5 protein-coding genes are annotated in these 4767 nt (G+C 72.9%); 4 read left to right on the top strand and 1 reads right to left on the bottom strand.

Annotated features, from left to right (window positions below; translation table 11 throughout):
- From G6017_RS11405 to G6017_RS11395, 3 genes are all read left to right on the top strand, one after another.
- On the top strand, positions 1 to 358 hold a 358-nt coding region (locus G6017_RS11405; protein WP_182617433.1), incomplete at its 5' end, for a MarR family winged helix-turn-helix transcriptional regulator.
- The gene (locus G6017_RS11400; protein ID WP_182617431.1) at positions 355 to 1776 is read left to right on the top strand and encodes an MFS transporter; all 1422 of its coding nucleotides are present in this window, start codon (positions 355 to 357) and stop codon (positions 1774 to 1776) included. The genes G6017_RS11405 and G6017_RS11400, both read left to right, overlap by 4 nt.
- Positions 1777 to 1796: 20 nt before the next feature.
- A complete protein-coding gene (locus G6017_RS11395; RefSeq protein ID WP_182617429.1) occupies positions 1797 to 2489 on the top strand; it encodes a lysoplasmalogenase family protein in 693 nt (230 codons plus the stop codon).
- On the opposite strand, the gene G6017_RS11390 is transcribed toward G6017_RS11395, so the two are convergent.
- Entirely contained in the window at positions 2479 to 3816 is a 1338-nt protein-coding gene (locus G6017_RS11390) for an alpha/beta hydrolase domain-containing protein (RefSeq protein WP_095718740.1), read from the bottom strand. The genes G6017_RS11395 and G6017_RS11390 overlap by 11 nt on opposite strands.
- Before the next feature lie 119 nt (positions 3817 to 3935).
- On the opposite strand from G6017_RS11390, the gene G6017_RS11385 reads away from it, so the two are divergent.
- Positions 3936 to 4767, top strand: an 832-nt coding sequence (locus tag G6017_RS11385; protein WP_182617428.1) for an alpha/beta fold hydrolase, incomplete at its 3' end; no start/stop codon positions are given.

Raw genomic sequence — 4767 nt, 5'->3', positions numbered from 1 at the left:
CGAGCACCGGACGCTGTCGATGGGGAAGGTCGGGATCCTGGCCCGCCTCGACCGCCACGGTTCGCTCACCGCGACCGACCTCGCCGCGCACGAGCGGATCAGCCATCAGGCCGTGGCGGGTGCGGTCCGCGAACTCGAACAGATGGGCCTGGTCTCCCGCAGCCCCGACCCCGCCGACGGCCGGCGGGTCCTGATCACCCTCACCGACAGCGGCCGCGCACGCCTGGACACCGAACGCTCGGCCGGGCAGGAGTGGCTGATCCACGCGGTCACCGACGAGCTGAGCGAGTCCGAACGCGCCACCCTGGCGGCAGCGGTGCCCCTGCTCGGCAGGCTGGACGCCGAGGGCACGAGGTGACCTCGACCGACCGCGCTCCCGCACCCCGCTGGTTCCTCCAGGCCCTGGTCTACGCGGGGCTCACCAGCGCGATCGTCAGCTCGCTGGGCATGCTGCTCGTCCCGTCGGTGGCAGGCGAGTTCGGCATCACCGTCAGCGCCGCGCAGTGGATGCTCACCGTGAACCTGCTGGTGGGCGCGGTGGCCACCCCGATCATGGGTCGCCTGGCGGACGGCCCCCACACCAGGCGGCTGCTCCTGGCGTCGCTGGCGGTGATCTTCACGGGATCGGTCATCGCCACCGTGGCCACGGACTTCACGATCTTCCTGATCGGCCGGGCACTGCAGGGTCTGCTCTACGGCACCGTCCCGGTCACCATCGCCCTGGCCCGCCGACACCTGAGCTACTCCGAGTCCCAGCCGGCCATCTCCACCCTGTCGGTCACGGTCTCGGTGGGAATGGGGCTGGGGTACCCGCTCACCGGCCTGCTGGCCGCGGGGTTCGGCCACCGGTCCGCGTTCGCCTTCGCCGCGCTGTTCGTGGCCACCGCGGCGGCCGGGGTGTGGCGTTTCGTCCCCGCCGGTCCCGACCCACTCGCCCCGCGGACACCCCTCGACCTGCCCGGAGCCGTTCTGCTGGGCGTCGGCCTGGCCACCCTGCTGCTGTGGATCTCCGAGGCCCAGGGCTGGGGCTGGACCTCTCCGCGCGCCCTGGGGACCCTCGCGGTGGCCGTGACCGCCCTGACCGCGTGGGGCGTGCACAGCGTGCGCACCCGGCACCCGCTGATCAACCTGCGGGTGGTGCGCCGGCCCGAGGTGCTGCTGGCCAACGCGACCGCGATCGGGCTGGGCACCGCCCTGTACATCGGCCTGTCGATCGCGAGCCTGGTGGCCCAGGCCCCCACCGACACCGGCTTCGGCCTCGCCGTCCCGCTCATGTGGGCGGGCTTCATGATGGCGCCGCTGTCCGTCGGCAGCTTCCTGGCCAATCGCGCGGTCAGGGCGGTCTCCCGCCGAGTCGACATGGCGGTCTTCCTACCGGTCGGTGCGGCGGTGATGACCGTGGCGTCGCTGCTGCTGTGGTGGGCGCACGGCGACTTCCTCACGCTCGCCGTCGGGATGTTCCTGTTCGGCGCGGGGATCGGATCCGGGTACGCCGCCATGCCCGCGCTGATCGCCCGGAGTGTGGCCGTGGACCAACTCGGCAGCGCCGTGAGCTTCAACCAGGTCCTGCGCACGGTCGGCGGCGCGGTGGGTGCCGCGCTGTCCGCCGCGGTGCTCGCCGCCCACCCGTCCGAGTCGACCTACTCCACCGACGAGGGCATCACCATGGCGTTCGGCGTGGGCGTGCTGTGCTGCGCCGCGGTGATGGTCGCGTTGACGGGGCACGCCGTCACCCGACGACGACGAGGTGGCGCATCCCCCGGCGCGCGGCGGTGACCGGCGATAGCGTCGTGGGCATGCGCGCACTGAGCTGGGGCCCCGTCGCCGTGGTGACGCTCGTCCACCTGATCGCGCTTCTGACCGGCGCCGACGCGGTGGCAGCGTGGTCGCAGGTGCTGCTCATGCCCGCGCTGGCGGTGGTGCTGCTCGTGTCACCGCCCGATGACCGCGGACCCGCCTGGCCCTGGGCGCTGGCCGCGTTGGCCGCCAGCTGGGTCGGGGACTCGCTACCCAAGGTGATGCCGGAGGACGCGCGGTTCCTGGCGATGATCGGCGGGTTCGCCGTGGCCCAGGTGCTGTGGATCGTCGCCTTCACCCGCGTGGACCGGGGCCGGTCGCCGTTCGCGTGGACACTGCTGCTCGTGGTGGTGGCGGTCGCGCTGCTGGCAGTGACGGTTCCGGAGGCCGGGATGCTCGCCCCGGCCGTGGTGGTCTACGGGATGTTGCTTCTCGCCGTGGCGTGGCTCGCGTCGAGCCACGGTTGGGTCGGCGCGCTCGGCGGTGCCCTGTTCGTCTTGTCCGACGGCCTGATCGCGCTGGGCGCGTTCCGGCCCGATCTCGTCGACTGGGCGAACCGCGACCTCGTGGTGATGGCCACCTATGTGGGCGCCCAGGCGATGTTCGTGGCGGTCATCCTGCTCACGCGATCACCCGACCGCACGTTCGGCCGCGCACCCCGCCGCGGCACCCGCGCCCGACTCACCAGGTGAGGCGCTCCGGGCGGGCGTCGGCCAGGATCTCCTCACGGTCCTCGGGCAGGAGGAATCCCTCGGCGATGAGCCGGTCCGTGGCCGCGCGATAGGCCGCCAGGTACTGCTCACGCCCCGACTGCGCTCCCCTTGACTGAGCTGCCCCTGACTGCCCACCACCGGGCCACCGCTCCCGCAGCGCCTGCTCGGAGAGCTCGACGGTCCGCCCGAGGAGCATGCACAGGGGCTGGGCCTCGGGATGGGGCACTCCGGTGAGCTGTTCGACCGGGGCCTCCACGACGGGGGTCCTCACGCCACCCCGGCCATTGCCCAGCTCGTCGGTGACGACCTCGTCGTCGTCGATCTCCACCGGCGGCGCGGCCGGCGGGCGCGCACCGCCGGCGACCCAGGACACCAGGTGCCTCAGGGCGGCGCGGAGGACGAACACCTGCTGGCCGCTGTTGACCGGGCCGTGGCAGTCGACGAACTGTGCGAACTCACCCAGCTGGTAGAGGTCCGCGTGGGCCTGGCCGGCGATCTCCCAGGTCACCACGGACTCCGAATCGGGCTGGCGGGCGGGCAGGGAGGCGATACGACCGATCAGGTCACCCTCCGCCTGCACCACCATCACCGGCGCGCCCACGTCCTCGCGGAGCGTCGCCGGGCCGCGACCGAGGGCGGCGACGATGTCGCTTCCGCGGCCGCGGTCGTCGAAGGGCAGGTACCCGGCTCCACGGCTGTGGAGGAGGAACGCGTCGAACACCCCGACCCGCGGGTGGACGCCGTTGACGTAGGAGGTCAGCGCGAACGCCGACTGCGACTCGCCCACCGCGATGACCGACCGCGCGCGTAGACCTGCGAGCGGCCCTTCCCCGTCCGGCTCGCGCACGTAGCGCCCCACCTGCGTGACGATGTCGTAGGCGTACGCGTCGCCGGGGTGGTGCAGGTCCCCGTAGCGTTCGGGCCGCTGGGCTCGGAGTCCCTTGGTCTGGCCGCCGAGGCCCACCGCGGCGTCCCCGCCCTCGACCGCGATGAACTGGGCCGACACCCCGACCCAGGCGTGACCCGCCCGGAGGATCTCGTCGGCGAGGTAGGTGTAGTCCGGCGCGGCGTCCTGTCCACCACTGACGTTGAGCCACTCCACCAGCACCACGCCGCTGAACGACCCCGGCTCCGGCTGCCGCACCAGTACGCGGGTCGCGAACGGCGCGGAATCGGCCTCGGTGAGCTCGACGCGCCCGTCGCCCGGTGTCGCCACCGTGTCGTAGGAGACGGCCTCGCCGCTGCACGCCCACTCCGACTCGCCGAACCCGGCCGCCGCCAGGTCCGGGGCCGCGCGGCCGGACATCGGCGGGAAGGACCTGCCCTGCGTCAACTCTACGAATGTGGCTCGCCGGGATCGGTGCATGGACCGATTGTGCCTGTTAGCGTCGCCCTGGCGACCCCCTTTCAGGCCAAGGAGACCCGGTGACCGACGGACCCGATCTCTTCCCCGGTTTCCGCTCCCGCGTGATCGAGACGCCCGGCGCCCGGATCAGGGTGCGCGTCGGCGGATCGGGACCGCTGGTCGTGCTGCTGCACGGGTACCCGCAGACCGGGGCGATGTGGCACCGGATTGCCGCCGGGCTGGCCACCCGGCACACCGTCGCCGTTCCCGACCTGCGCGGATACGGCGCCTCGGAGTGCCTCGACGACGACTTCTCCTTCCGCGCCATGGCCGCCGACGTCACCGCACTGATCGGCGAGCTCGGGGGAGGTGGGTCCGGTCCGGCAGGCGACGGGGAACGCGACGGGACCGACGACGACACCGCTGTCGTCATCGGACACGACCGGGGTGCCCGGACCGCGCATCGGCTGGTGCTCGATCGGCCCGGGTTGGTGCGGGGCGTGGCGCTGCTCGACATCCTGCCCACCACCGAGGTGTGGCGGCAGATGTCACCGGAGATGATCCGCGCCTACTACCACTGGGGCTTCCTGGCCCGGCCCGAGATCGCGGAGCCGATGATCGCCGACGACCCGGTGCGATTCCTCCATTCGGCCCTCGCCGGCCTCTACTCCCCGCTGGAGGCGTTCCATCCGGTGGCCCTGGCCGAGTACGAGCAGGCCATCGCTCGACCCGGCGTCATCCACGCGATCTGCGGCGACTATCAGGCGGCTGCCACCGTGGACCTCGCCCACGACGAGGCGGATCTGCACCGCCGGCCGGACCTGCCCGCGCTCGTGCTGTGGGGCGCCCGGGGGAAGGTGGGCGCGGAGGTGGATCCGCTGGAGGTCTGGCGCGGCCGGCTGCCCCGGGCCG

It is taken from the genome of Dietzia sp. B44, assembly GCF_014145245.1.
Classification (GTDB): Bacteria; Actinomycetota; Actinomycetes; order Mycobacteriales; family Mycobacteriaceae; genus Dietzia; species Dietzia natronolimnaea.
This window is presented reverse-complemented; position numbering and strand designations above follow the sequence as displayed.

Bases quoted from the DNA above. Each gene is read 5' to 3' on its own strand.
- G6017_RS11395 (WP_182617429.1), top strand. From the start codon at position 1,797: ATGCGCGCACTGAGCTGGGGCCCCGTCGCCGTGGTGACGCTCGTCCAC.
- G6017_RS11390 (WP_095718740.1), bottom strand. From the start codon at position 3,816: ATGTCCGGCCGCGCGGCCCCGGACCTGGCGGCGGCCGGGTTCGGCGAG.